The organism is Curtobacterium sp. MCBD17_040 (assembly GCF_003234805.2).
Taxonomy (GTDB): Bacteria; Actinomycetota; Actinomycetes; order Actinomycetales; family Microbacteriaceae; genus Curtobacterium.
In genome coordinates this window covers 112,008-134,859 of record NZ_CP126273.1, presented here as the reverse complement: position 1 = coordinate 134,859, position 22,852 = coordinate 112,008, and the positions used below count along the sequence as shown (strand labels likewise).

The window sequence follows — 22,852 nt, the reverse complement described above, 5'->3', positions numbered from 1 at the left end:
AGCGCGGCGTCTGCCTGCGGGTCCTCGCCGCATACCGTCATATCGGTGCTTGGTGGTCGACGGTGACGCTGCTGCAGGGATCAGCTTCGGCGCTTATACATGGGCGGCTGTCCTTCGCCAACCCACCACTCCTGGGAGCCGATGCCGTTGTCGGGACGCTGGCGTTGCAGGGAGGCCGGTCCGAGCATCCGACGCCCGGACCGATGCGGCGCGCGAGTCAAGGCTGCCAGTGCGCGTTCCTCCCACGTTGAACCATCCTTCGCCCCTTCCGTATTCGGGCGGCGCTTCCTCAACGCGTAGTAGTCCCGGACGAGAGTGAGCCGGCGACGGCGGTATCGCCAGAGCTCAACAGCCACCAAGGCGGCGTGGAGAGAGAACGCGTGCCGCACGCGGACGAGGAGATGGCCAAACGGTGCGAGCGCGGTGAACGCTACGGCGATCTTCAAGGGGACTGCGGCGGCGGCGGTCGGCACGGTTGCGATGACGGCGGCCTGCGCAGCAGTCGTGAGGAGCACGATCGCCCAGGTGGCAGCGGGAAGGAAACGTCCGGCCGTCGGGCTGAATGCGCTTGCGATGAGGAAGCAGACCCAGAACGTGCTCCACGTTGCGACGGCGAGAGCCCAGACGAAGATGATGAGCAACATGACTCCAACGCCGTCCGGGTAGGCCGTCGCTACGATGCCGGTGCCGACCCCGGCGTCCGCGACGATAGTTACGGCCAGGATTGCGGTCAGACGGCGTGCGGGCGCGCGACGCGGGTCGGTGCGGGTGAGCAGCAGTGCTGCTCGTCGGTGGATCCCCCACGACGTGACGATGAGGTCATTGCGGGTGCGTCACCGCTGACGTTTCCTGCCGAAGGTGATCCGTGCGTCGACGACTTGTGTGAAGCCAAATGAAACAACAGCGAGGACGATAACAAACCAAACCCCTCCGGCACGCTTGCTGTCGTGAATGGTGCCGATGACGGTGAAGCCAGCCGCAGCGATGATGACCGCGGAGAGTGAATGCCCCGCCACCGCGGCGAACACGTCGACGCTGGCTTGGTTTCGGACATCAGGTACCGGGGCGATTACGCGACCGATGAGGATCGCACCGAGCAAACCTATGGCGATGCCCTGAAATGCGAGCACGCCGGGTTCCAACTGGCGGCCGAACTCGACCATCGCTGAGCCGATCGCTGCCCATTCCGGACCGAAGGTGAACACGATCGGCGCCAGGGTGAGGTAGAAAACGACGACCGTGATCGTCGCCGTCGCGAACGGTCCGCTTGATCCAGTACTGAGGCGGCGCGCGAGCGGCCGGCTTCGCTTCGTTCCGTGGTGATGCACGACAAGCACGGTATCGGTGGCTGCGACGTTCCATGTCCCTCAGCGGTGTCCTTAGTCCAGTCCGCCGCTCAGTGAGCTTTCGGGATTTCTACCTGCCTGTGTCGGGCATCCGCTGCATCCGTCGCACTTCCGCGCTTGTCAGCCGACCCCGCCGCCGAAGGGTTCAACGTCGAGGTGTCACCTTGCCGGACCCGAGGCAAGGGGCTTCCGCATGTCACCGGATTTACGAGGCCGGTACGAAGCGTCCCTCGTCACCTCGGCTCGTCTGCGGGCGGTGTTTCCATGCTGCCTTGAGCTTCTTCGGCCGTTGCGCGCTTGCGCAGTCGGGGCAGATGCTCGGCGTGACGCCGCTGATGTGATGGTCTGGTCGCTGCTGGAACGGCCCGTGGATGCGGCAGGTGATGGTGGCAGCCGTGTGCTGGTCGACGTATACGACGTTGCTGTAGCCGAAGCGGTGGCCGTGCACCGCTTGAGCTTGCGCGATGAACTGCTGCCGTCGCGCGGTTGCTGATGAGCCTCTCCGGCCGGAGCAATCCGGGCAGCGCTGCCCACGCCGGTGTTCGTTCGGTGTCTGCGGGAACTCGCCGTGGTCGGGGCAGCCGATGCTGACCGGCGTGTGCGCGTTCACGAACTGTGCTGGCACCTGGGAGTAGTCGTACTTGCCGTCGTGTTTCTCGGTCGCCGCAGTGATGAACGTGGCGCGACGGTCGGCGCGGGAAGCGGTTGGCATGAGGTAAAGCCCTTCGGTCTGGACTCTCCCTATGCGCGGACGGCGCCCGAAGCTGCGGGTTCGCTGCCGTGCGCTAACCCGGGGCTCCGATCAACGCTGACCGCGACGCAGGTCCTTCAGCAGCTGTGAACCGGTCTCCGACGTCTGCATGTCCACTTTGACGTCGATTTGCGGCCACGCTTCGGCAGCGATGAGCGAAATCACCGGCAAAGCGCATGCGCGAAGGCGCAGACGCAGACGCAGACGCAGACGCCTGCAGCGATGCGGGTGCTGGTGCGGTTCGTTGGAAACGCGTCCGTCGAGACGCTCCAGGTCAACGAGACCGGTTCCGAGGACGGTCCGCGGAGGTCACTTTCGGAGACCGCGAAGTAGGTCACTGTCGTCGTCGCGGTCCCACTCGTTCTGAGCGAAGGAGCGAAGGTAGTTGCGCGCACCTGCGGCGCGGAGTCCGACGTCGACGGCGTTCGCGGCTGGCCCACGCACGACCTTCACGAGGTGAATCAACTCCGTCGCTGATTTCCATTGGTCGAACTGTACGATGGCCTCGCTGACAGAAGTGGTCAGCTCCTGGACGTCATCGAACCGTCGATGTTTGATGAGCACACGGATCGCGTCGACAGCTCGGGTCAGCAGAGGGCCGGTGGTCTTCGAGGCAAGATTCGACGCTGCGACACGTTCAACAGCGGTGAGCGTTCCGGCGACGAATCCACCGGGGTCGATGTCATACCAGCGGTGGAGTTGATGCAGCGTCACGGTTGGCAGGTGCTTCGCGATTTCGGACGGATGCGTGTCATCGTCGCCGATGACCACGCTGATTCGTTCGTAATCCTCGTCATCGATGACGGACTCGATGGTGACCTGGGCTTCGTCCTCGGCTTGCGCTTGGCGGAGAGCCGCAGCGAATGCATCCAGGTCCGGGTATCGGTCGGTGGGGTTTCGCCGCGTTGCTTTCACAATGATGCCGGCAAGGTGCGGGGCTGCCGGGACAGGGACCAAACCGCCACCGGGTGCTGCTTCGGTGAGCAGCCACGACACGATGGCCGCGGCAGCGAATACGTCAGCGGCGGGCGTGACGGTGTGAGCGGTGAGCGTCTGTTCCGGCGCCGCCCATCCGTCCGTTCCCACACGGTCGCTGTTCCGGGTGAGTGGGGTCGTCGTTTGACCAGGTTCGTTGCGAACCTCGCCGAAGTCGGCAATCACCCACCGTCCGGGCTCATCGTCGACGATGAGCCACAGGATGTTGTGCGGTTTCAAGTCGCGATGCACCTGACCAAGTTCATGAGCGGGTCGAAGCGACTCGCGGATCGCATCGAGAACTGTGAGCGCGAACTGGAGATTCCCATGGTTAGGCCGCTTCGCGAGGGTCGCTTCGGCAACAGGCATGGTGTACCAGGCGAAATGATCGTCGTGGTCGATGACCGGCATCGTGTGCGAGCCGGCGAACTGCCGCATGGCGGTCACTTCTCGTTTGAACCGCCGCTGCCTCGTCTTCGACGGTGAGGGCTGCTTCAAGACCACTTCAGCGCCGTCCGACGTTGCCACGAGAGTGACAACGGAGTTCAGAGTGCGGTCGAGCTCCGCGATGGGGCGGAACTGGTTCGGGATGGGCGACATGGTTACGGGGCCTCTTACGGAGCGTCGACGGTGCAGGGGCGGCCCTTGCCTGCTGGGCTCCCGGTCTCGGCGGAGGGTCGACGATGATTCTCTCGCACTACTGCACCTATGAGCCGGAATTTGCCGGGCGTTCGTCGATTCAACCCCTCTCCGAGGAGAGGTCCCATCAGCCGCGGACACCCATACCGTCCTGCTGACTCCGCCGAGTCTGCTCGGCGGGTGCCCGTCCTAGTGCGCGGCGGTGTAGGCGATGCGCGCTTCAAGGTTGATGCTGCCATCTGCCGGGATGGTGAACCCGTTCCGGTGAGCCCACCGGCGGATTCTTGTCAGCTCGTCGCCCTGCTCCGCGTCCTTGCTGGATGACGTGGCGCCGCGTGGGGTCGTGACAAGCCTGGCAGCCGCGATGTATGGCGATAGCGCTGCCTCAAACTTGTCGGCGTTAGCCCCGTTGAGGTCGATTTCGTAGGCACGGCCGTCGACACTGAACGCGATCGCGCGGCCGTTCCCGTCGATGATCGTGCTGCCATCAATGTCGTCGATCATCTCGGTGATGATGCGTTGCGCCATGACTCTTCCGTTTCGTTGCGCTGTTGCTGTCTCAGTGTCCGCCCCGTTGTGCTGCAGCGGCGGAGCGTCATCTGACGGGTCGTGCCAGCTCCGTCATCACACCGAACTGGCTGAGGACGCCGTCGCCGAGGTCGTGCACGGTTGCCGCCAACTCGGCCTCCGTGCGCACGGCGGCTGCTTCTGACCGGACGACTTGCGCGCGCCGGACCCGTCTCGTCCACCCATCTCGGTGCTCAGTACGGAGCAGGGTGGAGCGGACCGCTTCGAACGGTCCAGGCTTCTCGTCCGCTCGGCACAGCTGCGCGGAGAACCCGATCGCAGAGTCGAAGCCCGCTTCGGTGCCATGAATGTGCGCCAGGAACACAACTTCCGACGTCAGCCGTTCAACAGCTCCAATGTCCACCAGCGCCACCGGCTCGGAAGGGGCCGTCAATCCCCAGCTGACGTCGACAGCAACAACCACTGCGCCGTCGTGATGCAGTTCGACGTAGGCGGGCCGGCCAGAGCCGGCGTCCTGCGGGGCGACGAAGTTGCTCACCACCCACCGGCCGTACCCCGCTCGAGGGTTGTCCCAGATTGTGTGCAACGTCCCTAGCGTTTCCGGTTCATTCGGGGCGCCCTTGCGCCCACCGGCGACGGCCTTGCTCAGACGGCCTGCGACGGCGGACCGTTCAGTTCGGGGCGGAGCGGCTACCGGACGGGCCGGAACTGCTGCAACCAGCAACCAGGCCGTCGCGGACGGCCCCGCACAGTGCTCGAACGCAAAATCCCGCAACCCAGCAGCTCGCGTGTCAATGCTGGAGTAGGCGTCGAACCGCCGCCGGTACGCCAACGCCATTGCCGGTTCGTCCATTGCAACGCTGTCGCTTCCTCGTCGCTCCCAACCACGCATCACGCCTTTCAGTTTTGGCTGTCCGCCGACGCCGACGACGACGTGTGGTGCGTCCACGCTTTTGGGGACGCTGACGAGGAGCACGGAACGATCGGAGTCGTCGGCGTTCACCAGCCGGCGAAATGCGACGTCGCGGACATGCGGGGCTGTCCGGTACAGGAGAAGCTGCTCGAACGTGCGCAGCATCGTGTCATCGACGTCGTTTGCAAATCCGACTCTCTGCTGCTGCTCGCTGACGCCGTAGACCAGCAGCCCGCCGGTGGTGTTCGCCATCGCGGTGACGTCCTTCGCGAACTCATCCCCGCCTTCGCCGCGGAGGTCCTTTGGCGGAGTCGTCTTCCAGTCAAGGTCACGTTCCTCGGTCAAGCCGTCAGCGACGGCACGCTCAACGTCGTCGAACGTGAGCTCCCGTGCGGGAAGCTTCAGGTGCCGGTGGATCCGGGACTGCAGCAAGCTCACGCCGTTACCGCCCGTCGGTGACATACGGCGCGACGTAGGGCTGGCGGAATGACGTGAACCACGCGTCGAAGTCCAGGTTCACAGCGCCGAGTTCTGTCACCGCGGCGCGCAGGACGTCGTCTGAGCCGTAGAGGAATTCAAAGTCTAGGTCTTCGAACAGCACCTGTTCGAGGTCGGTCCGCCACCCCTCCCTGATCTGCATCTGGTCCGTGTCGATGACCGCTTCCGTGAAGGAAAGCACCACGCTGAGGGCGAATTCCTCAGCAACTGAGTTCGGCTGCGTGGACCCCGTCACGAAACGCCTGCTGACCTCCGCGACGATGAGGACGAACCGGCGAGCGAAGAGGACGTCGTAGCGGTCCGCGTACCGGTCGGGAAGCAGTCCGAGCGCGTTGAGGTCAAGCCCTGCAACGGTGACCGGTCGAGTCTGCTCCAACGTCTCCAAATCGGTGAAGACCGCGTCGACGGCGAGGATTGACGCGTCCCGCAACGCTCGCCGCAACGCGGCCGCATCGCCGAGGTCCGGCAGCTGGGCGAAGACGGCGTCGAGGCCGTCGAAGCTGGCTGAACGGTTCGGGAAACGGGAAACAACGGCCATACCGTGACTGTACCGGCGCGACCACGACTGCTGCAGGACGGCGGATTGCCCCTCCCCCGAACGCGGGTGACGCCGGTGACGCAGCAGGTCGACGCTCGCCCGATAAGGTGGAGGGTTGTTCACGACTCAAGGGGATCACCTGTGGCTGAGTACAAGGGCATGCCGCATTTTAAGAATGTTCCGGAGTTCGCGAAGCAGCAGGGGCTGATCTACGACGGGCATAACACGTTCGACCGGATCTTCCCCACACGGGACCGTGCCCGCCTGTCGGCGGTTCCGTCACCTGTTCCCGGCCTCACCGAGCATTGCGTGACCTTCAAACCACGCGGGTCCACGAAGAAAGAAGCGGTCGTGGCGGTCACCCACCCGTACGCCACCGACGACACCGCCACCCGGACTGCGATTGCAGCGTATGCCGCAGAGGTGGGTTTGCAGATGCGGTTCAATGAACCAGGTGATCGGTTGCGGTTTGCAGGCGACGAAGTCGTCGTGGTGTTCTGGCGCCACGAGCACGACATTGAGTCGCCGCTGCGCATCGGGTGACGTTCAGAAGACCAGAGCCGGACTTCCAGCTGGGTCGTCGAGGACACGGTCCGCGTCGGTGAGATTCGCGCACGCTGTGTCCAGGTATGCACCCCACTCGTCGCCGTCGTCGGGGTGCGTCTCCGCCGTCCACAGTTCGGCGCCGTCCTGGTCGAGTAGCGCGACCGGGTGGAAGCCGTCATACGGGTCAGCAGAATGCTGACGCAACTGCAGGTACCGCGCATTGGGGTGACGCTCCTGCACCAGTTCACGGACGCTCAACGTCGCCGTAGCGTGCGACACGCGACGCAGCGATGCTTCAGCGGCGTGGAGGTACCGGAACAGCTGATCCCGATCGTCGGGTGCCGTTGCGGAGAGGTGCTCCCGAGCACGGGGTAGCGGCGTCGCCAGCGCGAAGTCGAGGGCAGCAACGGCGATGCTGCGGAGGTCGGCAGTCGGAACATCAGTGAGATCATGCTGCCCCTATGCGCGGACCTCAGCGACAGCTGCGGCGACGTTCGTCCGGGCTCCGTCAGAGGTGGCACGGTGTGCGTAACCACAGCGGCTGAGTGCCGATGTGCGCCTCACCAGAGAGTTCGGACCGGTACTGAGAAGCGGTCAAGGCGGGCGATGAGCGGACCGGCCGACGGCTGTCGGCTACGGCCGCTGCACCTCGGAGTCGTTGAACGCCGCGACGAATGCTGCGCCCAACGCGAGCCAGTCGCGAGCGGAAGCACGACCGTCTGTCCGCATCTCCAACACATCAGCAACCTCCCAGTGCGCGTTCACCAGGTACGGGGCCGCCCACTGCTGCATGTCCCATGCAGCGACGGCACCGCGGCGACGGTCCGACCGCTGCAAGCCTCCCCACAGCATGTTCGACGCGTGGAACCCAGCGATGCTCGGGAACGCTGCCGCCCGGTCCCAGTTCCGCCACGCCGAACCGAGCGACGACTCCAACGCCTGCTTCCCGCTGGTCACAGCGCTCACGCCCTGCGCCAACGTTGCCGCCGCGAGCGCCTCGACGATCCACCTGATCTGTTGGTCCTTTGACTCGCTCGGCACGTCCACACCGTAGCGGGTCACTGCGCCGGCTGCGGCCCCGCAGCGGGCGGGCCGGCGACGGCGAGCTGCCGCAGCGCAGAGACCGCTTCAGTCTCGTCAGCCTCGGTCATCCGCCACCGTGTCAGGAGGTCCGCCATCTTTTCCAACACGGTCGCATACTCCGCTGTCGACGCTTCGGCGTCCAGCTTCTCGACCACGTCAATGACCTGCGCGAAGACGCGACGGTCACCTGCCGTCGATGACAGCTTCGCTATCCGGGCAACGGTGAGCAGCGCGTGCATCCGCACAGGGGTGAGCACGTCTTCCAGATACTGCGACAGTCTCGAACCCGCTGAGCCGCTGCGCCGTCTCCTGCTGCATCAATGTCATCGCACGGTCGTGACGGGCCACATCCTCACTCACCGTCGCGCACGCACCGATGATGCTTGCCACATCCGCGTTCATCGACGCTTCGTAGTCCTGGCGGGCCCGGCGACGCTCCCCCATCCGCGCACCGGTAACACCGATACCTGCTCCGATGACAGTCGCGACCAGGGTGCCCCCGAAGTTCAGCAGATCGAATGTCATCGGGCCCCCGCGGTCGTATGAAAGGTTGGCATCTGCCCGCCATGTGCCGCTGACGTTACCGTCCGCCGCGCGCCTGACATCTGCGCCGCGCACGGAATCACACCGTCTCGACGGGGCCAGTCTTTTCGTGCGCTCGTCCGTGTCACACGTCGTTCATCTCCGGCGTGGTGACATTTCCGTGCGTTCGCGGCTGCGCGCGATCTCTGCCAGGCTGGTTCCCACAACGATTGGAGCATCCCTTGGCGCAGAAAGTCACGACGCAGCTTGTCGACGATTTGACAGGCGACGTCATCGAAGCGGGCGATGGCCGCACCGTGCAGTTCGCTTTCGACGGCAGCAGCTATGAGATCGACCTGACTGGGGAAAACGCTGAGAAGCTCCGCGAAGCATTCTCCGACTACGTCGCCGCTGCTCGGAAGGTCAGCGGCGGACGTGGCTCCCGGCAGGCGGCGACCTCCTCCTCGAAGAACCGCAGCAGCGCCGACGAGTTGGCGAAGATTCGCGAGTGGGCGGCGGCAAACGGTTACGAGGTTGCCGCTCGCGGCCGTATCAGCCAGCAGGTGCGGGACGCGTTCGACGCAGCGAACTGAACCGCAGGTCCGCGACGCTCCCAAAGCAGCTCGCCACACACGAGCTCCTGGACGGGCTGCCGCCTTCGGACGGCAGCCCGTTCGTTTCATATCGACGCGGAATCAATCGGCACCGAGTCACCCGGTCGAACTCGAGCCCTAACCCGTGTCATCGGCAACTCAGTCGTCCTGCTTGCCCGCTCGTCCCTTTCTGCGCGAAGTACGGCTATAGCAGTAGAGACGTATATATACCATCGCTAGACACATCCTTACTTACCTACGTATATCTATCAGATAGATAAGTAAGTAGGTAAAGAGGGGCCGATCACCCCTCCTGCCCAGTAACGGCGCGGCTGTCGGCGACTTGACCTGTCCCGGGTTTCCCGGACACCTGGGTTGGGGCGATGATCGTCCCGGAGAAGGAGTCCGTGATGCCTGCTGTGAAGCCTGAGGAGTTCCGTCGCCGCGCTGTGGCGCTTGCCCGGCAGGGTGAGAAACCGGTCCGTGAGATCGCGAAGGACCTCGGGATCAGCGAGTCGGGCCTGCGCCGCTGGATGAGCGAAGCGGCCGTCGAAGAGGGCCGCGCCGAAGGGATGACCCGGGACGAACGGGCCGAGCTGGTTCGGTTGCGTCGGGAGAACCGGGTGCAAGCGATGGAGATCGTGAATCGCCCCGGGTTCAGTGGAGGGCGAGTTGTCCCGGCGACGACTGTCGTCGGCTGTTGATTTCACGGTAGTACTGGTTCTCTTTCTCGATGGGGGTGATGTATCCGATCGAGGAGTGCAGTCGGTTCTCGTTGAACCAGTGCACCCAGGACAGTGTCGCCAACTCGAGGTCGTCGGCGCCGCGGAACGGGCCGTCGATCTTCACGCACTCGTTCTTGTAGAGCCCGACGACGGTCTCGGCGAGGGCGTTGTCATACGAATCGCCCACGGTCCCGATCGATGCGACCGCGCCAACCTCGGCGAGACGGTCGGAGTAGCGCAGCGCCGTGTACTGCGACCCGGCATCCGAATGTTGCACGACGCCCGTGATGTCCTCGCCGGCGCGATCGCGGACCCACAGCGCCATCTCGAGCGCGTCGAGCGGCAGGTCGGTCGGCATCCGGTTCATCGTCCGCCACCCCACGATCCGGCGGGAGAACACGTCCGTGACGAATGCGGTGAACGCCATCCCCGACCAGGTCGGCACGTAGGTGAAGTCGACCACCCAGAGTTCGTTCGGCCGATCCGCGCGGAAACAACGCTGCACGTGATCCGGCGGCCGCACCGCGCGCTCGTCCGCTCGAGTGGTGACGAACTGCTTGCCCCGCCGAACACCACGCAGTCCTTGCTTGCGCATCAGGCGCTCCACGGTGCAGCGGGCGACGGTGATGCCCTCGCGGCGCAGCAGCCGCCAGATCTTCCGCGCGCCACTGATGCCACGGCCAAGGTCCCGGTCCCAGAACACCCGCTCGATCTCCGCCAGCAGCGCCTCGTCCGCGATAGACCGGGCAGAGCGGGCCCGGGTCTTGAACGCGTAGTAGCCGGACGGGGCGATCATGACGCCGTGCTCGGTGAGCACGCGACAGATCGGCTCGACCCCAAACCGGTTCCGGTGTTCGTCGATGAACTGGGTCACCACGGCAGTCGCGGGTCGAGCTCCCGCGCGAAGAACGAGGACGCCGCCAACAAGATCTCGTTCGCGCGCTTGAGTTCCCGGTTCTCCGCCTCGAGCGCTTTGATCCGCGCCGCGTCGGTGCTCGTGGTCCCGGGACGCTCACCGGCATCGATCGCGGCCTGCTTGCACCAGCCGCGCAACGTGTCCGGGTTCACCCCCGTGCGCGACCCGATCCGGATCACGGCCGCGTTCAACGACAGCGAAGAGTCTTCCTTCTGCACCTCTTGCACGAGCCGCATCGCACGCTCCCGCAGTTCTTGCGGATACTTCCTCGGTGCTGGCATGGTCCGATCCTCTCGGGGATTCAGACCCTCCACCAGACCCGGGGCGATTCACTGCTCATCCGAGCACTCAGCGTCGCCACACCGAACAAGCGCGTCGGAGACGACACCCTCGCGTTGCTGGACTCTATCCAATCCCGCGGCTACGACATCACCCGTCTCACCTTCGACATGGGCTACAACCACGCCATGTCCGGCGACTTCCACAAAGGGCTCCGCGAACGAGGCATCCCCAACGTGCAGGAGTACCGCGAAGAGCAGAAGGGCATCACCAACGGCGTCGGCGGAGCGAAGTTCGTCGAAGGCGACTACTACTGCCCCGGCACCGCCACCAAGCACCTCGACGCCACAGTCGACTACGACAAGGCCAAGGGCGCCATCAGCGAACGACAGTGGCGCGACAACCTCGCCGAACGATGGAAGTTCGCACTGCACCTCAAGGACGTGAAAGCGAACGGCAAAGTCCGACTCAGCTGCCCCGCTCTCGGCCCATCCGCAACCGTGTCATGCCCCATCCGAGACATCCACCCCCGAGCCTTCCGCGGCAAGCGAGAGCCAGGGCAGGTCCTCAAAAAGGACCTCCCAAAGCGCTGGGCTGAGACAGCTGTCTGCTGTCAGGACTCCATCACAGTGCACCCCGACGAGTTCCTCACCGAACAGCAGAAGTACCGATACGGCAGCGACACCTGGCTCGCGGTGTACAAAACCGACCGGAACGTCGTCGAATCCGTCAACAACACCCTCAAGTCGGACTTCCGTGTCGACCTGAATAGCGAACGCCGCATGCGTGGGCTCGCCGCAAGCCAGTACGTCGTCACCTTCAAAGCAGCCGCCCTCAACTACAAGCGCATCGCCGACTACGCCCGAGCACAGCTCCGCAAGGCTGAGAAAGAAACGCGACGTTACAACCCCACCCCCATCCGAGCCGGGGTCAAGCTGCCCGCCACCGACATCAAGCCGGCCGAAAGGAAGGTCCGCAGCCGAGACCGGCACGGCTGGTCCGACTACGGACGGAACCGGAAGAAGTTCCACAGCGTCGAAGTCAAGCCCGACGTCACGTCCGAAGGCTGAACCAGAAGAGCCCCCGACCGAGCGGTCGGGGGCTCTTCTGTGTTCGGGAGTTTCGCAAACTGGGCGAGCCAGTTTTCGCAAACAGCCCACTGGCGGTACCGGTGGGATTTGAACCCACGGTGGAGTTGCCCCCACACATGTTTTCGAGACATGCTCCTTAGGCCGCTCGGACACGGTACCGCCGACGATCCTACCGCATGCCGGGAGGCCCGAGGAACGCAGGACCGTCGGCTCGCCGTCCCCAGCGGCACCCGATGCACGGCTGTCCACCGTCCCCGGACGCGGTGACCTGGCGCTGAGCCCGACTGCGTATCGTCCCGGGTATGAAGACGCGCTCTCTCGTGGCACTCGTGTCCTCCGTCGGCGGTGGCCTCGCGGTCGCCGGTGCCGCAGCGCTTGGGGCCCGGGCGGGCGTGCGGGGGCAGCGCGCCGCGGCACAGCGGGTGGTCGACATGCTGCCGGTGCACGCGGACTGGTGGCGGGAACGCATCCACCACGAGGGGCAGCTCACCTACGTGGCGATCGGGGACTCCGCGGCCCAGGGCGTCGGCGCGACGGTCCCGAGCCGTGGCTACGTGGGGCTGCTCGCGCGGCGGGTCCGGCGGCGGTCGCGGTCGACCTTGCGCGTCGTCAACCTCAGCGTCTCCGGCGCCACGACCTGGGGCGCCCGGCACGAGCAGCTCCCGGTCCTCGGCACGTACACGCCGGACATCTGCACGGTCGTGATCGGGGCGAACGACATCCTGGACTTCCACCCCGACAAGTTCGAGCGGAACCTCCGCCGCATCTACGCCGCGGTGCCCTCGCACGCGATCGTCGCCGACCTGCCGTGCATGTTCTTCCGCGAGCGCGAGCGCAAGGTCCAGGTCGCGAACGAGATCGTGCACCGCGTGGCCGCCGAGTTCGGCCTCACCGTGGCTCCCCTGCACGAGATCACGAAGCGCGTCGGCCTCCGCCGGACCTTCCGCAACACGTACGGCGACCTTTTCCATCCAAACGACAACGGCTACCGCATCTGGGCGAGCGCGCTCGAGCCGGCGGTCGACGCCCGTGTCGACACCCTCATGGCGATCCGCCGCTACCTCTCCGCGCGCGAGGTCGAGGAGCTCGGCCCGCGTGCGGCGGCGGTCGCTGCGGCCCGGGCGGACCAGGACGCCGAGACCGCCGACGAGCACAGCCCGGACCTCCAGCACCTGCGGCAGCACCGGTCACACGGCAGCCACGTCGCGGGGAACCCGGACGCGCCGACCGAGCGCCACGACGCCGCGAGCCACCGCGGCGATGTCAGCGGCGCCGCCTAGCCTCGACGCATGGCCAGGGCCCAGACCGCGTACCGCTGCACCGAGTGCGGGTGGACCAGCATCAAGTGGGTCGGCCGCTGCGGTGAGTGCCAGTCGTGGGGCACGGTCGAGGACACCTCCGCCGTCCAGGCGAGCACCCGTGGCACCGCGGCGATCGCGGTCACCGGTGGCCGGGTCGCCAAGCCGATCACCCAGGCCGTCGGCGAACGCGTCACCCACTGGCGCACGGGCATCGGCGAGTTCGACCGCGTGCTCGGCGGCGGCATCGTGCCCGGCGCCGCGATCCTGCTGAGCGGCGAGCCCGGGGTCGGCAAGTCGACACTCCTGCTCGAGGTCGCCTCCCGTGCTGCCGCCGCCGGCAAGCGCGTGCTCTACGTCTCGGCCGAGGAATCCGTGGACCAGGTCCGGATGCGCGCCGAACGCACGGGGGCGATGCACGACGAGCTCTACCTGGCGAGCGAGGTCGACCTCGCCGTGATCCTGGGGCAGATCGACCAGGTGCAGCCCGACCTGGTGATCGCCGACTCCGTGCAGACGATCTCGTCGAGTGCGGTCGACGGCATCGCGGGCGGGGTGTCCCAGGTGCGCGAGGTCGCATCGACCCTCATCCGCGTCGCGAAGGACCGCGCGCTCCCCATCCTCATCGTCGGACACGTCACCAAGGACGGCACGATCGCCGGTCCCCGGCTGCTCGAGCACCTGGTCGACGTCGTCTGCCACTTCGAGGGCGACCGCCAGACCGCACTCCGCTTCATCCGCGCGCTCAAGAACCGCTTCGGCCCGACGGACGAGGTCGGCTGCTTCGACATGACCGGCGACGGCATCCACGAGGTCCCGGACCCGAGCGGCCTGTTCATGTCCCGGGCTGGCGCCCCGGTCAGCGGCACCTGCATCACGATCGCCATGGAGGGCCGGCGCGCGCTTCCGGTCGAGGTCCAGGCGCTCGTCGTGCCGAGTTCCGCGCCGCAGCCCCGGCGGGTGGTCAACGGCGTCGACTCCTCCCGCGTCGCGATGCTCCTGGCGGTCCTCGAGCGCCGGGCCGGCATCAAGCTGTCGGACAGCGACGTCTACGTGTCGACCGTCGGCGGCATGCGGCTGACCGAGCCGGGCGCAGACCTGGCGATCGCCCTGGCCCTGGCGAGCGCGGCTCGGGACCGCCCGTACCCGCACACGCTCGCCGCCGCGGGCGAGATCAGCTTGGCGGGCGAGATCCGCCCGACCACCGGCGAGAAGCAACGGGTGTCCGAGGCCCGGCGGCTCGGGTTCACGACGGTGCTGGGCGCTGACTCCGAGCACCTGCGTGAGGCGTTACGCGTCGCCTTCGCGATGACCAAGTCGGTGCGCGAGCGCGAGCTCGACGCGGCGTTCTGAGGCGGACGCGAGCCGCGCCTCCCGGCCTACGCGCGCAGCGCCGCCAACAGGTCGGCGGGCTCGGCCTGCATCGTGTTCGGCCCCGCGATGTCGAAGAACACCTGCTCGAGCACGTCCAGGTGCGCGGCGATGAACTCCTCGAGCCGGGCGGCGTCGTACACCATGACCTGCCGCACCTTCTCGTCCGGCACCATCGCGGTGTAGGCGTCGACGGACGAGAACAGCAGCAGGATGCGCTTGTCGGTGCCCTCGCGGCCGAACACCCGGACCTGCTGGTCCTTCGGACGCCCGGTGACGAGCTTCGGCACGATGACGATGTCGTGTCGCAGGGCGAACGCGACGGCGGCGACGTCCTGCGCGGCGAGCGCGGCCTCGAGCGGCTCGCTCCGGAACCGTTGCTCGGCCATCACTGGAGCACGAACTGGGTCGATGTGGCGCTCGTGATGTTCCCCACCGCGACACTGAGGTGGTAGCTGGCGCCGCCCGCGGTCACCGACGGCCGGCTCGAGTCGCAGGTCGACGTGGAGGACCGGGTGCGGTCCCACGTGATCGCCGGCGTCGTCAGGGTCTGGCCGCCCTTGATGGTGATGTCCTGGTCGGTGCCGCCGGTCTGGCAGTCCTTGCTGGACCAGTACGTCTCGGTGCCGCTCGTGATCGTGAGGACCTGCTGGCTCGAGCCGAGGTCCATGTGGCAGCTCGTCGACGCGGTGTTCGTGATGGACATCGAGATCTTCGGTTCCTCCGTGGGGCCGTACTGCGTCTTGTCGGTCAGGGCCTTGAGCGTGATCTGCGACTTGCGGCAGGTGGCGCCGTTCTTCGTCGACCCGGCTGCGGGTGCGGACGTCGCGCCGGCGCTGGCCCCGGCCTCGGGGGTGGCGATCGCGGTCGCGGCCGCGGTGGCTGCGGCGCTCGCTCGTGCCGATGCGTTGGCCGCGGCGTCTGCAGCGGCGGCGCGCGCAGCGGCACGCTCGGCCGCGCTCGACGACCGGTGCGCGGACGCGGTCCGGGAGGCGCTGGCCGAGGGAGCGGGAGCGGCCTCCGATCCGCCGCCGTGGCCGAAGACGATGAGGAGCACGACGACGATGACGAGGAGCAGCGCACCGCCGACGATGGCGCGCCGCCGCCAGTACACAGCGGCGGGCTGACCGCCGACGGGGTTGCGGAACGACGACATGCGGACAGGGTAGGTCCGCTCGGCGAGGTTCCCGCGGAGCGACGCCGGACCGGCGCGAGCGGCTCAGAGGATCTTGAGCATCCGGGTGTTGCCGAGCGTGTTCGGCTTGACCCGGGCGAGGTCGAGGAACTCCGCGACGCCCTCGTCCGACGACCGCACGAGCTCCGCGTAGACCTCGGGCGACACGACGGACTCCCCGATCTCCAGGTAGCCGTGCTTCGTGAAGAACTCGACCTCGAACGTCAGGCAGAAGATCCGGCCGATGCCGAGCTGGCGGGCGTCGTGTTCGAGCCCGTCGAGGAGCCGGTGCCCGACGCGCTTGTGCAGCCAGGCGGGGTCGAGCGCGAGCGTGCGCACCTCGGCGATGTCGTCCCAGAACACCGCGAGCGCGCCACAGCCGATCGGCACCCCATCGGGTCCCTCGGCGATCCGGAACTGCTGGATCGAGCCGTACAGGGTGACGTTGTCCTTGCCGAGCAGGATCCGCCGCGCCACGTAGGGCTCGATGAGCCGCTGGATGTGTGGCACGTCCGAGGCGAGCGCCGGACGGACGAGGATCCCGTGCTCGTCGCGCGCGAGTGCCGCCGGCTCCTGGTCGTCCATCCGCTCCACCCTAGCCGGGGTGCCGCGCACACGACGGCCGGGAGGCGCGGGACCGGCCCGCCCCGTCCCTCCCGGCCGGTGGGCGGAAGCTGGATCCGACCTGACGGCGCACCAGGCACCCGGCGTAGCGTGCGCGCCATGACTGACTCCAACGACGCAGCACAGCACCCGGCGGTCCCCCTCGGCAGCGAGGGGCGCCACGCAGCGGAGCCCTCGGGCGACGCCGCAGCAATCGACCACGACCACACGCACGACTCGGGCGGGCACACGAACATCGGTGCCCTGGGCGACGACTCGGTGGGGCACATCTTCGACCAGACGAACGGCCTGGCGGACGGCCTCTCGGGGGACAGCGAGGAGAACGAGGACCTGCAGGGCAGCGAGAGCAGCACCGGCGACGGGCGCCTCACGTTCGACGACACCGAGGGCGGCGGCAACGTGACGGACGGCGGCGGCTACACGGCCGGCGACGCCCGTGACGGCGAGGTCACCCACCCCTAGCGCCAACGCCCCCGGGGCGGACGACCCGGGGCGGCCGCCCCCTCGCGCGAGACGCGCGCCCAGCACGACGCGATCCCCTCCCCACCACCGTTTCCAGTGGTGCGGAGGGGATCGCGTCGTGTGTGGGGAGGAGGCCCTTACGCCTCGAGCTCCCCGGCCGGCTCGGCAGCCCCGGCGAGCACTTCCTCGCGACCCGGCTGACGCCCGGTCTCGAACTGGAAGGCACCGTCGGCGAAGTCGACCTTGACGTGGTCGCCCGCCGTGAGCTCACCCTGCAGGATGTGCTCGGACAGCTGGTCCTCGACCTCGTGCTGCATCGCGCGACGCAGGGGCCGGGCACCGAGGGCGGGGTCGAACCCGACCTTGATGAGCTGCTCCTTGGCGGCGAGCGACAGCTCGACGGTCATGTCGCGGTCGAGCAGGCGGTCGGACAGGCGCTTGACGAACAGGTCGACGATCTGCAGCAGCTCGTCCTGCGACAGCTGCGGGAACACGATCGTGTCGTCGACGCGGTTCAGGAACTCGGGCTTGAAGTGCTTCTTCAGCTCCTCGTTCACCTTGGCGCGCATCCGGTCGTAGCCGACGGAGGAGTTGCCCTCGACCTGGAACCCGACGGGACCACCCGCGATGCCCTGCGAACCGAGGTTCGTCGTCATGATGATGACGGTGTTCTTGAAGTCGACCACGCGACCCTGACCATCGGTCAGGCGGCCTTCCTCGAGCACCTGCAGGAGCGAGTTGAAGATGTCCGGGTGGGCCTTCTCGATCTCGTCGAACAGGACCACGGAGAACGGCTTGCGGCGCACCTTCTCGGTGAGCTGGCCGCCCTCCTCGAACCCGACGAACCCGGGAGGGGCACCGAACAGCCGCGAGACCGTGTGCTTCTCACCGAACTCCGACATGTCGAGGGAGATCAGCGCGCCCTCGTCGTCGAACAGGAACTCGGCGAGCGCCTTGGCGAGCTCGGTCTTCCCGACGCCCGTGGGGCCGGCGAAGATGAACGAGCCGGAGGGCCGGTTCGGGTCCTTGAGGCCGGCGCGGGTCCGGCGGATCGTCTTCGACAGGGCGGAGATCGCCTCCTCCTGCCCGATCACGCGCTCGTGCAGGGCCTTCTCCATGAAGACGAGGCGCGAGGTCTCCTCTTCCGTGAGCTTGAACACCGGGATGCCCGTGGCCTGCGCCAGGACCTCGGCGATGATGCCCTCGTCGACGGTGCCGGACGCGGCGACGTCACCCGCACGCCACTGCTTCTCGAGGCGGAGCCGCTCGCCGAGCAGCTTCTTCTCCTCGTCGCGGAGCGATGCGGCCTTCTCGAAGTCCTGCTCCTCGATGGCGGCTTCCTTCTGCCCGCGGACCGTCGAGATCTTCTCGTCGAAGTCGCGGAGCTCCGGCGGCGCCGACAGGATCGACAGGCGGAGGCGTGCGCCGGCCTCGTCGATCAGGTCGATGGCCTTGTCCGGCAGGAACCGGTCCTGCACGTAGCGGTCGGCCAGGTTCGCCGCGGCGACGATCGCGCCGTCGGTGATCGACACCTTGTGGAACGCCTCGTACTTGTCGCGGAGGCCCTTGAGGATGTTGATCGCGTGCGGGAGGGACGGCTCGTTCACCTGGACCGGCTGGAACCGGCGCTCGAGCGCGGCGTCCTTCTCGAAGTGCTTGCGGTACTCGTCGAGCGTGGTGGCACCGATGGTCTGGAGCTCACCGCGAGCCAGGAGCGGCTTGAGGATCGACGCGGCGTCGATCGCGCCCTCGGCCGCACCGGCCCCGACGAGCGTGTGGATCTCGTCGATGAAGACGATGATGTCGCCGCGGGTGCGGATCTCCTTCGTGACCTTCTTGAGGCGCTCCTCGAAGTCACCGCGGTAGCGGGACCCGGCGATGAGCGACCCGAGGTCGAGCGAGTAGAGCTGCTTGTCCTTGAGCGTCTCGGGCACCTCGCCCTTGACGATCGCCTGGGCGAGGCCCTCGACGACGGCGGTCTTGCCGACGCCCGGCTCACCGATGAGGACGGGGTTGTTCTTGGAACGGCGGGAGAGGATCTGCATGACCCGCTCCATCTCCTTCTCGCGCCCGATCACCGGGTCGAGCTTGGCGTCACGCGCGGCCTGGGTGAGGTTGCGACCGAACTGGTCGAGCACCTGCGAACCCTGCTGTGCACCCTGCTGGTTCTCGCCGCCCACGGCGACGGCCTCCTTGCCCTGGTACCCGGACAGGAGCTGGATGACCTGCTGGCGGACCCGGTTGAGGTCGGCGCCGAGCTTCACGAGGACCTGGGCGGCGACGCCCTCGCCCTCGCGGATGAGCCCGAGCAGGATGTGCTCCGTGCCGATGTAGTTGTGGCCGAGCTGCAGCGCCTCGCGCAGGGACAGCTCGAGCACCTTCTTGGCGCGCGGGGTGAACGGGATGTGCCCCGTCGGCTGCTGCTGGCCCTGGCCGATGATGTCCTGGACCTGCTCGCGGACCGCGTCGAGGGAGATCCCGAGCGACTCGAGTGCCTTGGCGGCGACGCCCTCACCCTCGTGGATGAGACCGAGGAGGATGTGCTCGGTGCCGATGTAGTTGTGGTTGAGCATCTTCGCCTCTTCCTGGGCGAGGACGACAACACGACGGGCTCGGTCGGTGAATCTCTCGAACATGTGCTCTCCCTTGGCTCCGAGGGGGTGGAGCCGACAGATGTGCCGGTCCCTGGTGGGCCCGGCGACGTACATCGAGACTAACCAGCGCGCCTCCGCGGGGCTGCCCCTGTTCGCCGTGGGCGTGACCCACGTGCGCAGTCGGTCCGGACCGCCCGGGAGGCGGTGCTCGCCTCGCCTGACCCTGGCCGCGGTCAGGTGGTCACCGCTACCCTCCGGACCATGGAGGCACCACTCGTCGGGATCGTGATGCACCCCTCGAAGGACGTCCGGGCGTCGGTCGAGACCCTGCAGCGCTGGCACGCGTCGGGGCGGGGCCAGCTCGTCGCGCGCCGGATCGACGCCGCGCGGCTCGGCCCGGGGATCGAGGTGCTCGACGACGTCGAGTTCTGCGAGCGGGTCGACCTCGTCGTGTCCCTCGGGGGCGACGGCACGATGCTCGGGTCGATGCGCCTCGTGGCCGCACGTCCGGTGCCGGTCCTCGGGGTGAACTACGGCAACGTCGGGTTCCTCGTCGAGATCGAACCCGAGGAGCTCGCCGCGGCGCTCGAACGGATGTCCGCCGGTGACTACTCGCTCGAGCCGCACCACGCGCTCGAGGCCGTGCTGACGTGGTCGGGTGCCCGCACGAACTACCTCGCGTTCAACGACCTGACGATCGTCCGGCGCCCCGGCGCCGGGCAGGTCTCAGCCGACCTGACGATCGGGGGCCTCACGTACGGGTACTACCGCGCCGACGCCGTCGTCGCCTCGACCCCCGCCGGCTCCACCGCCTACAACTACGCCGCCGGGGGCCCGGTGCTGTCCCCCGCCCTGTCCGGCTCGGTCGTGACGCCGGTCGCCCCGATGGCCGGGATCGACCGCTCGGTGGTCCTCGCGGCGAAGGAGCGCTACCGGTTCGACATCGCCGAGGGCACGCGGAGCGCCGCGCTCGAGGTCGACGGGCTCGTCGTCGGCGAGGTCGCCACCGGTGCGCAACTCGAGGTCCGGCTGCGCAAGAACGCCGGCACGGTGATCCGCCTCGACGCCGAGCGCCACGGGCGGACCGGCCGGGTCAAGCTGAGCCTGCTCGACCTCCCGGTGCGACCGGACCAGCTCATCGAGCTCATCCCCTCCGAGGTGCGGCAGCGGCTGCGGCAGCACGACCGGCCGGAGCCCGAGGAGGGCTGAGGCCGCGCCTCCAGGCCGGGAGGCCCGGTGCAGGACCACCGGAGCGGCCCGCGCGACCGTCGGGACCGACGACGACGGCCCGCCCGAGTCGTGTGACTCGGACGGGCCGTTCCCATCACCCCGCCGGATCGCCTTCCCACAGGACGACCCGACTCCCCGCACCGACCCCGTCCGGGTCGGCCGTGGTCCTGGACCTCAGTCGGTCAGGTAGAGCTGCATGTCCTGGCTGACCGCCTTGGCGAACAGGCGGAGCTTGGCGCGGGACTCGACGCGGCTGACCGCCTGGCGCGTGGTGTGGACGACCTTCGAGATCTCGTCGAGGGTCATCGGGTGGTCGTCGTCGAGGCCGTAGCGCATGCGGATGACGCGCGCCTCGTCCGTCGGCAGCTCGGCGACGATCGACCGGATGTCCCGGTGGAGCAGCGTGCTCTCGGTCATCTCGTTCGGGCTCGCGGCGTCCTCGTCCTCGATGAAGTCCCCGAGCTCGGAGTCGTCCGAGTCGCCGACCACCGTGTGGATCGACACGGGCTCGTGCGAGCGGCCCTTGAGGTCGAGGAGTTCCTCGACGTCCATGCTCAGCTCCTCGGCGACCTCTTCGGGGCTCGGCGCCCGGCCGAGGTCGACGGTGAGGTCGCGCTCGGTGCGCGAGATCTTGTTGATGAGCTCCACGGTGTGCACCGGGATGCGGATGGTGCGGGCCTTGTCGGCGAGACCGCGCGAGATCGCCTGGCGGATCCACCAGGTCGCGTAGGTCGAGAACTTGTAGCCCTGCGTGAAGTCGAACTTCTCCACCGCACGGACCAGGCCGAGGTTGCCCTCCTGGATCACGTCCATGAACGGCAGACCGCGCTGCGAGTAGCGCTTGGCGATGCTCACGACGAGGCGGAGGTTCGAGGTGATCATCCGCTCCTTGGCACGCTGGCCGTCACGGACGAGCCAGCGGAGTTCACGCTGCAGCTGCTTCGGCACGTCGGGCGTGTTCGCGAGCTTCTCCTCGGCGAACAGGCCGACCTCGATGCGGCGGGCGATGTCCGCTTCCTCCTCGGCGGAGAGCAGCGGCAGGCGGCCGATGTGGCGGAGGTAGTCGCCGACCTGGTCGACCGAGGCGCCGCGGACACCGGCGAGACGCTCGTCGGCCTCGATCGCCGTGTCGACGCTGTCGAGCTCGCGCGGTGCCGCCTCGACCTTCGTGGTGGTCTTGGAACGCCGGGTGGTGCTCGGAGCTTCGGTTGCGATGGTCATGGCTGACTCTCCTTCGCGGTGACGGTTGACGGGGGCCGAACCGGCTGGGCCGGGCCGGATCACGTCGGACGGTGTCGTTCGGCGCTGGTCCTGCTGCCCCTCCATCGGGGCGTGCAACGAGTAAAGCGGCCCGGAGGTGTACCCCACAAATCGTTTCCTGCTTTTCCCAGGGATCTCCGTGCTTCGTCATCGCGGACCCCCGGGTGGGGGTACGGGACCACTCCGCCGACCGGTCCTCCGATCCCGGAGATGCTGGGGGACGAGCCCGGAAATCCGCCGATCGTCGTCCGCGTCCGAACCGATTCCGGGCCTGTACCCCGCCCTGTCACCCGGCGGCGGACACGTTCCGGGGTACGCGTGCGGATGGGGCCCCCGCGGCACGTCCGTACCCCTTTTCGGCAACGATCCCGTAACACGCTCGTCACCCGGGGGTCGATCGGCGGTCACCAGCTCGGTTCGAGCCAGTCCGTGCGTCGCTGGGCCCCCTCCGCTTCGGCGTCGAGGTCGAACTCGTCGTACTCGCTCTCGATGTCCCCGACGAACGAGCGGGCGACGGCATGCAGCAGATCGGTCATGCCGGCGATGCTGACCAGCCCCGACGACGGCGGGGTGAACGGCTCGTGTCGCGGCGCTGACCGCCGGACGTCCGGGAGCGACTACTCCGCGGACTGCGGCGAGGCGGGGACGGCTGCGGGGCGGCTCGGCGCCTGCACGTCACGCGGCCCCGCGGTACCCGCGCCGGGTCCACCGGCGGCACGCTCCGCGGTGAAACGGGCGCGTTCCTCCCGTTCGAGCTTGGCGTAGGTCGCGCGCTCGGTGCGGTCGGCCCGGATGATCGCCCGCATGACGAACCAGAACACCAGGCCGACGACGACGGTCGGCGTCAGCGAGAAGATGATCCCGGTCACGACTCCATGAGGCACGCGACCATGGTA

General features: G+C 67.7%; 26 protein-coding genes, 1 tRNA gene and 1 other annotated feature. Of the genes, 8 read left to right on the top strand and 19 right to left on the bottom strand.

All coding sequences use genetic code 11. The annotated features are described in order from the left end of the window. Positions 1-80 precede the first annotated feature (80 nt). From DEI94_RS00690 to DEI94_RS00660, 7 genes are all read right to left on the bottom strand, one after another. The gene (locus tag DEI94_RS00690) at positions 81-644 is read right to left on the bottom strand and encodes a hypothetical protein (protein WP_111027300.1); all 564 of its coding nucleotides are present in this window, start codon (positions 642-644) and stop codon (positions 81-83) included. 189 nt (positions 645-833) lie between these two features. Further along, positions 834-1,328 (bottom strand): hypothetical protein, encoded by a 495-nt coding sequence (locus tag DEI94_RS00685; protein ID WP_146249530.1) that lies wholly within the window; start codon positions 1,326-1,328, stop codon positions 834-836. 223 nt (positions 1,329-1,551) lie between these two features. Beyond that, the gene (locus DEI94_RS00680; RefSeq protein WP_111027298.1) at positions 1,552-2,058 is read right to left on the bottom strand and encodes a DUF723 domain-containing protein; all 507 of its coding nucleotides are present in this window, start codon (positions 2,056-2,058) and stop codon (positions 1,552-1,554) included. Positions 2,059-2,406: 348 nt separating this feature from the next. After that, on the bottom strand, positions 2,407-3,672 hold the full coding sequence (locus DEI94_RS00675) for a protein kinase domain-containing protein (RefSeq protein WP_111027297.1): 1,266 nt from the start codon (positions 3,670-3,672) through the stop codon (positions 2,407-2,409). Between the two features lie 228 nt (positions 3,673-3,900). After that, positions 3,901-4,239 carry a histone-like nucleoid-structuring protein Lsr2 gene (locus DEI94_RS00670; protein WP_111027296.1) on the bottom strand — a complete coding sequence of 113 codons (339 nt, stop codon included), beginning with the start codon at positions 4,237-4,239 and terminating at the stop codon, positions 3,901-3,903. Positions 4,240-4,306: 67 nt separating this feature from the next. Beyond that, positions 4,307-5,590: an AlbA family DNA-binding domain-containing protein gene (locus DEI94_RS00665; protein WP_181441860.1), complete on the bottom strand. Its 1,284-nt coding sequence runs from the start codon at positions 5,588-5,590 to the stop codon at positions 4,307-4,309. Positions 5,591-5,594: 4 nt separating this feature from the next. Continuing rightward, a complete protein-coding gene (locus DEI94_RS00660) occupies positions 5,595-6,188 on the bottom strand; it encodes a hypothetical protein (protein ID WP_111027294.1) in 594 nt (197 codons plus the stop codon). 141 nt (positions 6,189-6,329) lie between these two features. Between DEI94_RS00660 and DEI94_RS00655 the strand changes: the two genes are divergently transcribed. After that, complete coding sequence (locus DEI94_RS00655; protein WP_111027293.1) at positions 6,330-6,731, top strand: hypothetical protein; 402 nt, start codon at positions 6,330-6,332, stop codon at positions 6,729-6,731. Positions 6,732-6,734: 3 nt separating this feature from the next. Here DEI94_RS00655 and DEI94_RS00650 read toward each other — a convergent pair whose 3' ends face one another. The 3 genes from DEI94_RS00650 to DEI94_RS00640 all read right to left on the bottom strand — a co-directional run bounded on the left by DEI94_RS00650 (position 6,735) and on the right by DEI94_RS00640 (position 8,056). Then, on the bottom strand, positions 6,735-6,992 hold the full coding sequence (locus tag DEI94_RS00650; RefSeq protein ID WP_146249529.1) for a hypothetical protein: 258 nt from the start codon (positions 6,990-6,992) through the stop codon (positions 6,735-6,737). A gap of 375 nt (positions 6,993-7,367) precedes the next feature. Continuing rightward, positions 7,368-7,775, bottom strand: coding sequence for a hypothetical protein (locus DEI94_RS00645; RefSeq protein WP_111027291.1), 408 nt, complete (start codon positions 7,773-7,775; stop codon positions 7,368-7,370). Between the two features lie 17 nt (positions 7,776-7,792). Beyond that, entirely contained in the window at positions 7,793-8,056 is a 264-nt protein-coding gene (locus tag DEI94_RS00640) for a hypothetical protein (protein ID WP_146249528.1), read from the bottom strand. 525 nt (positions 8,057-8,581) lie between these two features. Here DEI94_RS00640 and DEI94_RS00635 point away from each other — a divergent pair. Both DEI94_RS00635 and DEI94_RS00630 read left to right on the top strand, forming a co-directional pair. Next, positions 8,582-8,932, top strand: a complete 351-nt coding sequence (locus tag DEI94_RS00635) for a histone-like nucleoid-structuring protein Lsr2 (RefSeq protein ID WP_111027289.1) — start codon at positions 8,582-8,584, stop codon at positions 8,930-8,932. A gap of 383 nt (positions 8,933-9,315) precedes the next feature. Next, complete coding sequence (locus tag DEI94_RS00630; RefSeq protein WP_111027288.1) at positions 9,316-9,636, top strand: transposase; 321 nt, start codon at positions 9,316-9,318, stop codon at positions 9,634-9,636. Here the strand turns inward: DEI94_RS00630 and DEI94_RS00625 are convergent. Continuing rightward, positions 9,590-10,854, bottom strand: a protein-coding gene (locus DEI94_RS00625) for an IS3 family transposase (protein WP_284183709.1) whose coding sequence is annotated in 2 segments (ribosomal slippage) — positions 9,590-10,563 and positions 10,563-10,854 — 1,266 coding nt in all. Because the reading frame shifts where the segments join, the coding sequence is not laid out codon by codon here. The genes DEI94_RS00630 and DEI94_RS00625 overlap by 47 nt on opposite strands. Beyond that, positions 10,442-10,570: a sequence feature (AL1L pseudoknot), on the bottom strand. It overlaps the preceding gene by 129 nt. A 114-nt stretch (positions 10,855-10,968) precedes the next feature. Between DEI94_RS00625 and DEI94_RS00620 the strand changes: the two genes are divergently transcribed. Beyond that, positions 10,969-11,922 carry a hypothetical protein gene (locus DEI94_RS00620; protein ID WP_146249454.1) on the top strand — a complete coding sequence of 318 codons (954 nt, stop codon included), beginning with the start codon at positions 10,969-10,971 and terminating at the stop codon, positions 11,920-11,922. Positions 11,923-12,012: 90 nt separating this feature from the next. On the opposite strand, the gene DEI94_RS00615 is transcribed toward DEI94_RS00620, so the two are convergent. Then, positions 12,013-12,102, bottom strand: a tRNA-Ser gene (locus DEI94_RS00615). A gap of 143 nt (positions 12,103-12,245) precedes the next feature. Here DEI94_RS00615 and DEI94_RS00610 point away from each other — a divergent pair. Both DEI94_RS00610 and radA read left to right on the top strand, forming a co-directional pair. Continuing rightward, on the top strand, positions 12,246-13,223 hold the full coding sequence (locus tag DEI94_RS00610) for an SGNH/GDSL hydrolase family protein (protein WP_111026587.1): 978 nt from the start codon (positions 12,246-12,248) through the stop codon (positions 13,221-13,223). 9 nt (positions 13,224-13,232) lie between these two features. Beyond that, complete coding sequence (radA, locus tag DEI94_RS00605; RefSeq protein WP_111026586.1) at positions 13,233-14,594, top strand: DNA repair protein RadA; 1,362 nt, start codon at positions 13,233-13,235, stop codon at positions 14,592-14,594. A gap of 26 nt (positions 14,595-14,620) precedes the next feature. Here radA and DEI94_RS00600 read toward each other — a convergent pair whose 3' ends face one another. From DEI94_RS00600 to DEI94_RS00590, 3 genes are all read right to left on the bottom strand, one after another. Then, a complete protein-coding gene (locus DEI94_RS00600) occupies positions 14,621-15,001 on the bottom strand; it encodes an SseB family protein (RefSeq protein WP_111010304.1) in 381 nt (126 codons plus the stop codon). Further along, positions 15,001-15,768 (bottom strand): hypothetical protein, encoded by a 768-nt coding sequence (locus DEI94_RS00595; RefSeq protein ID WP_181441783.1) that lies wholly within the window; start codon positions 15,766-15,768, stop codon positions 15,001-15,003. Before DEI94_RS00595 ends, DEI94_RS00600 begins: the two co-directional genes overlap by 1 nt. A gap of 63 nt (positions 15,769-15,831) precedes the next feature. Continuing rightward, on the bottom strand, positions 15,832-16,371 hold the full coding sequence (locus DEI94_RS00590; RefSeq protein WP_111010307.1) for an amino-acid N-acetyltransferase: 540 nt from the start codon (positions 16,369-16,371) through the stop codon (positions 15,832-15,834). A gap of 138 nt (positions 16,372-16,509) precedes the next feature. Here DEI94_RS00590 and DEI94_RS00585 point away from each other — a divergent pair, with 138 nt between their 5' ends. Then, on the top strand, positions 16,510-16,872 hold the full coding sequence (locus DEI94_RS00585) for a hypothetical protein (protein WP_146242811.1): 363 nt from the start codon (positions 16,510-16,512) through the stop codon (positions 16,870-16,872). A gap of 137 nt (positions 16,873-17,009) precedes the next feature. Here DEI94_RS00585 and DEI94_RS00580 read toward each other — a convergent pair whose 3' ends face one another. Then, entirely contained in the window at positions 17,010-19,508 is a 2,499-nt protein-coding gene (locus tag DEI94_RS00580; RefSeq protein ID WP_111010393.1) for an ATP-dependent Clp protease ATP-binding subunit, read from the bottom strand. Between the two features lie 219 nt (positions 19,509-19,727). On the opposite strand from DEI94_RS00580, the gene DEI94_RS00575 reads away from it, so the two are divergent. Continuing rightward, positions 19,728-20,675 (top strand): NAD(+)/NADH kinase, encoded by a 948-nt coding sequence (locus DEI94_RS00575; protein WP_111011999.1) that lies wholly within the window; start codon positions 19,728-19,730, stop codon positions 20,673-20,675. 195 nt (positions 20,676-20,870) lie between these two features. On the opposite strand, the gene DEI94_RS00570 is transcribed toward DEI94_RS00575, so the two are convergent. The 3 genes from DEI94_RS00570 to DEI94_RS00560 form a co-directional block, all read right to left on the bottom strand. Then, positions 20,871-21,917: a sigma-70 family RNA polymerase sigma factor gene (locus DEI94_RS00570; protein WP_111010310.1), complete on the bottom strand. Its 1,047-nt coding sequence runs from the start codon at positions 21,915-21,917 to the stop codon at positions 20,871-20,873. Between the two features lie 443 nt (positions 21,918-22,360). Further along, positions 22,361-22,492 (bottom strand): hypothetical protein, encoded by a 132-nt coding sequence (locus DEI94_RS00565; protein WP_258369821.1) that lies wholly within the window; start codon positions 22,490-22,492, stop codon positions 22,361-22,363. Positions 22,493-22,573: 81 nt separating this feature from the next. Then, the gene (locus tag DEI94_RS00560) at positions 22,574-22,840 is read right to left on the bottom strand and encodes a hypothetical protein (RefSeq protein WP_146244060.1); all 267 of its coding nucleotides are present in this window, start codon (positions 22,838-22,840) and stop codon (positions 22,574-22,576) included. Positions 22,841-22,852 lie beyond the last annotated feature (12 nt).

Bases quoted from the DNA above. Each gene is read 5' to 3' on its own strand.
- DEI94_RS00690 (WP_111027300.1), bottom strand. From the start codon at position 644: ATGTTGCTCATCATCTTCGTCTGGGCTCTCGCCGTCGCAACGTGGAGC.
- DEI94_RS00680 (WP_111027298.1), bottom strand. From the start codon at position 2,058: ATGCCAACCGCTTCCCGCGCCGACCGTCGCGCCACGTTCATCACTGCG.
- DEI94_RS00675 (WP_111027297.1), bottom strand. From the start codon at position 3,672: ATGTCGCCCATCCCGAACCAGTTCCGCCCCATCGCGGAGCTCGACCGC.
- DEI94_RS00670 (WP_111027296.1), bottom strand. From the start codon at position 4,239: ATGGCGCAACGCATCATCACCGAGATGATCGACGACATTGATGGCAGC.
- DEI94_RS00660 (WP_111027294.1), bottom strand. From the start codon at position 6,188: ATGGCCGTTGTTTCCCGTTTCCCGAACCGTTCAGCCAGCTTCGACGGC.
- DEI94_RS00640 (WP_146249528.1), bottom strand. From the start codon at position 8,056: ATGCACGCGCTGCTCACCGTTGCCCGGATAGCGAAGCTGTCATCGACG.
- DEI94_RS00630 (WP_111027288.1), top strand. From the start codon at position 9,316: ATGATCGTCCCGGAGAAGGAGTCCGTGATGCCTGCTGTGAAGCCTGAG.
- DEI94_RS00610 (WP_111026587.1), top strand. From the start codon at position 12,246: ATGAAGACGCGCTCTCTCGTGGCACTCGTGTCCTCCGTCGGCGGTGGC.
- radA (WP_111026586.1), top strand. From the start codon at position 13,233: ATGGCCAGGGCCCAGACCGCGTACCGCTGCACCGAGTGCGGGTGGACC.
- DEI94_RS00600 (WP_111010304.1), bottom strand. From the start codon at position 15,001: ATGGCCGAGCAACGGTTCCGGAGCGAGCCGCTCGAGGCCGCGCTCGCC.
- DEI94_RS00595 (WP_181441783.1), bottom strand. From the start codon at position 15,768: ATGTCGTCGTTCCGCAACCCCGTCGGCGGTCAGCCCGCCGCTGTGTAC.
- DEI94_RS00590 (WP_111010307.1), bottom strand. From the start codon at position 16,371: ATGGACGACCAGGAGCCGGCGGCACTCGCGCGCGACGAGCACGGGATC.
- DEI94_RS00585 (WP_146242811.1), top strand. From the start codon at position 16,510: ATGACTGACTCCAACGACGCAGCACAGCACCCGGCGGTCCCCCTCGGC.
- DEI94_RS00580 (WP_111010393.1), bottom strand. From the start codon at position 19,508: ATGTTCGAGAGATTCACCGACCGAGCCCGTCGTGTTGTCGTCCTCGCC.
- DEI94_RS00575 (WP_111011999.1), top strand. From the start codon at position 19,728: ATGGAGGCACCACTCGTCGGGATCGTGATGCACCCCTCGAAGGACGTC.
- DEI94_RS00570 (WP_111010310.1), bottom strand. From the start codon at position 21,917: ATGACCATCGCAACCGAAGCTCCGAGCACCACCCGGCGTTCCAAGACC.
- DEI94_RS00565 (WP_258369821.1), bottom strand. From the start codon at position 22,492: ATGACCGATCTGCTGCATGCCGTCGCCCGCTCGTTCGTCGGGGACATC.